Here is a 3,997-nt window from a genome sequence, read left to right on the forward strand (position 1 = left end):
ACTGAATTATTATTTGTTACTACTGCTGAATCGGGATTTTTTGCAGGGGTGTTAGAGGCGATCGCTCCTTCATCCCCTGTGACGCTAGATGAAGAGTCGGTTGTCACAACTGGCTTTTCTGACGATACTGGTGTGCTCGATCCAGTGTCAAGCGGTGCGATCGCTTGATCTTCACTCTCAGAAGTTACCGCTGCTTTATCTGTGACAGGGGAAGTTTCCTCAACGGAAACGGATGGTTTTTCGATCGCTGGTGCGATATCATCGGAGTTGGCAGAAGTTACCTCAGTTTCGGTTTTAGCAGGATCGGATGTTGCGGCTGCTGTAGTGACCACGGCGGTATCAGATTTTGATACTTCAGAGGCGATCGCTCCTGAATTATTATTGGTTACTACTCCTGAATCGGGATTTTTGGGAGTAGAAGTATCGGATACGATCGCTCCTTCATCCCCCGTGACGCTAGATGAAGACTCGGTTGCCACAACTGGCTGTTCTGAGGATACTGGTGTGGTTGATTCAGTGTCAAGCGGTGCGATCGCTTGATCTTCACTTTCAGAAGTTACCGCTGCTTTATCTGTGACAGCGGAAGTTTCCTCAACGGAAACGGATGGTTTTTCGATCGCTGGTGCGATCGTTTTATTTTCAGTTGAAGTAATGGAAGTGTCTGGCGTCTTAGATTCACTTGTTGCTGGCGTAACGTTTTCTTTTGGCTGTTCCGTATTGTTAAGTGTTTGGCTTTGAGAAGCAGAAGGATTCGTTAATGAGTCCGGCTTTGTATTATCTATTGCCGCTTCGTTTACTTTTAAGCCAGTTAGGGTATCGATTCCTGTATCGGATGTACTAGATTGAGATGTTACATCAGTTAAAAAAATACTTGTTTTGGTGGTGCTAGAGCCTGGCAAAATTACATTATTAATTTCCTCGACTTTTAAGTCTAAAATACTTGGTGATGATATATCTTTCTTGGTCGCTGAATCGTTAGCAATAACTGAATTATTAACAGAGTTGCCACTGTTTATTTTTGTATCTGATGCTGGTACGAGTGCATTTGTCGAGCCTATTACTGCATTTAGATGGCTTTTTTCATCGTCAAGGTTAAGTGTAGCATTGTAATTAATTAATTCGCTCACAGTAGATGCCCTCTAATTTATCTGCGTTGAATGGGTGGTTTTAGTGAATTTATTCTTGCCTGACTTTCAAAAAGTAATTTTTTAATAAGCATTACAATAAAATTAAGCAGCTCTTGCAATGCCCATTACTACCTGATAACGAAACTGCATTAGATATGCACACTTTTGATAGCTATTACTTTTAATAGAGAAGTTCACTGGTTAAATTTACCTTGATTCAGTAATAACACCGATGCGCCGCTCACGTCTGTGAGTAAAAGTTATAAATAGTTATATCGTGGCTGCAAACTCTACCGAGTTTTTAAGTATAATGGCTTAAACGCCTGCAATTGGGGACAGGAACCACGACCCTTGCGCTAACAAACCGGATAATTTTAGATAAATGACTATTGAAGAAGCACTGCTTTTCCTCGACTCAGTTCTCAAACAAGAGCATCTCAACGATATTCACATACTGGTATTGCGACAGGCTTGGGAAGGACGCTCTTATCCAGAGATTGCCAAAAGCGCAGGTTATGATGCCGAATACATTAAGTTTGTTGGCTTTCAGTTATGGCAAGTTCTCCGTCGGCTATTCGGAGAAAAAGTCACAAAGAGTAATGTTCAGTCAGTTATGCGACGGAAAGCGCAACAGGCACAAGTAACCGTCGCACTACCAAATAGCCAAATTAGTCACAATATCAACGAACAAATCGATCGGAGTGGTGCGATCGCCGATCGAGTTGCAACTGACGTAACAAAACTCAACAAAACGATTAATTGGGGAGAGGCAATTGATGTTTCTATTTTCTACGGACGCGCAGAGGAATTAGCTTTATTAGAACAGTGGCTAATTGTCGATCGCTGCCGCCTAGTGACGCTGTTGGGGATGGGTGGCATTGGTAAAACTTCTCTCTCTATCAAGGTAGCAGAACGCATTCAAGAACAATTTGATTATATTATTTGGCACAGTCTCTCCAATGCTCCCTCTCTCCTTGACTTGTTACTAGAATTGATTCAATTTCTTTCGCACCAACAGGAAACGAATTTACCAGACACTCTAGATGGTAGAATCTCGCGACTGATACACTATCTGCGACAGCATCGGTGTCTTTTAATATTAGATAACGTCGAGTCTATTCTACAGGAAGAAGAACGCACGGGTTGTTATAGAGAGGGATATGCAGGATACGGTCAACTTCTGCGATGCGTAGCCGAAATTAATCATAAAAGTACCCTGCTACTAACCAGTCGAGAAAAACCGATCGGTTTAGCAGCTAAAGAAGGTAAAAATTTGCCAGTTCGTTCATTACAACTGACAGGTTTAACAACACCAGAAGCACAAGAAATTGTCCAAGCTATTGCTTTTTTTAAAGGGTCAGACTCCGAATGGAATATTTTGAGATCCCACTATGCTGGAAATCCGTTAGCATTAAAAATGGTTGCTCCAGCTATCCATAATTTTTGTGAGAGTAGCCTGACCAAATTTTTAGAACTTTTAAATCAAGAAACTTTAGTATTTGATGATATTCGTAACCTATTAGACAGACAATTCAATCGTTTATCAGATGTAGAAAAAAAGGTGATGTACTGGCTGGCGATCGAGCGAGAGCCAGTCTCGCTGAGAGAGTTACAACACGATTTAGTTTCCAAATTAACTGTCAAAGAATTACTAGAGGTTTTAGGTTCTCTCGTTAGACGTTCTCTCATCGAAAAAACCTCAGACGGCTACACTCAACAACCCGTCGTCATGGAATACATGACGGAACGATTAATCGAAAAAGTCTGCACTGAGATAACCAGCAGCGAAATTGACCTTCTCAGAAGCCATGCTCTTCTTAAAGCTACAGCTAAAGAATACCTTAGAGATACGCAAGCTCGTCTTATCCTTAAACCTATTGCCGATCGCCTGCTTTTTACTTTTGAACGCCAGCAACTTCTCGAAAACCAACTCAAACCCATTCTGGCATCGCTGCGCGCTAAACCAACACTAGAAACTGGCTATGCTGCGGGTAATATTATAAATCTCTTGCGTCATATCCAGCCAGATTTAAGCGGTTGGGATTTTTCTAATTTGACCGTTTGGCAAGCTTATTTAGCTGATACGAATTTGCATGGTGTCAATTTTGCTGGGGCTAATTTAGCTAATTCCGTTTTCACTGAAGTTCTGGGAAGCGGTTTGTCAATCGCTTTTAGCCCAGATGGAAAACTTTTAGCAATGGGCGATACAAATGGTGAGATTCACTTGTGGCAAATGCCAGAAGTTAGGCTGCTGAAAACTAGCAAAGAATACGGCAGCATCGTGTTATCAGTCGCTTTTAGTCCGGATGGGAAAACTCTTGCTACTGGCGGTAGTAACGGGATGATTCGTTGCTGGGATGTTAACAGTTGGTCTATCCGTCAAATATTGCAGGGAAATACTAGCAGTGTACTGGGAGTTGCTTTCAGTCCTGATGGCAAGATGCTTGTTAGCAGCATCGGTGATGGAACTGTGCATTTCTGGGATTGGAGTCATGGACGATGCTTGCTAACTTTGCAAGCACACAAAAGTCAGGCTTGGTCGATCGCATTTAGTCCTCAAGGTAATATTTTAGTGAGTGGCGGTGATGACGGAATACTTAAACTTTGGGATGTTGCTACGGGACAATGCCTGAAAATGTTTGAGAGTGACTGTTGTCAAATTCTATCGGTTACTTTCAGTCCCGATGGTAAAACTGTAGCCTGTGGCGGTGCTGATGCTTCGATCGCCCTCTGGGATATTAGCACGGGTGAGGTCTTGAGGATTTGCTCTGGACACTCACAAATATAGCGATCGCAAATCATTCATAAATCGATTGAGGGTTCGATCGAGCATGAGTTTCATGAGAATGTTAGCTCACGCATCACCAAAC

2 protein-coding genes are annotated in these 3,997 nt (G+C 42.3%); one reads left to right on the forward strand and one right to left on the reverse strand.

The window, feature by feature from the left end; all coding sequences use genetic code 11:
- A partial coding sequence (locus QUA77_RS28705; RefSeq protein WP_333454005.1) for a hypothetical protein occupies positions 1–1,127 on the reverse strand: 1,127 nt, incomplete at its 3' end.
- Between the two features lie 382 nt (positions 1,128–1,509).
- Between QUA77_RS28705 and QUA77_RS28710 the strand changes: the two genes are divergently transcribed.
- Positions 1,510–3,915 (forward strand): WD40 domain-containing protein, encoded by a 2,406-nt coding sequence (locus QUA77_RS28710; protein ID WP_333454007.1) that lies wholly within the window; start codon positions 1,510–1,512, stop codon positions 3,913–3,915.
- The last annotated feature ends 82 nt before the right edge of the window (positions 3,916–3,997 follow it).

It is taken from the genome of Microcoleus sp. K5-D4 (assembly GCF_036704575.1).
Taxonomy (GTDB): Bacteria; Cyanobacteriota; Cyanobacteriia; order Cyanobacteriales; family Microcoleaceae; genus Microcoleus.

Coding starts and splice junctions, on each gene's coding strand:
- QUA77_RS28710 (WP_333454007.1), top strand. CDS start 1,510: ATGACTATTGAAGAAGCACTGCTTTTCCTCGACTCAGTTCTCAAACAA.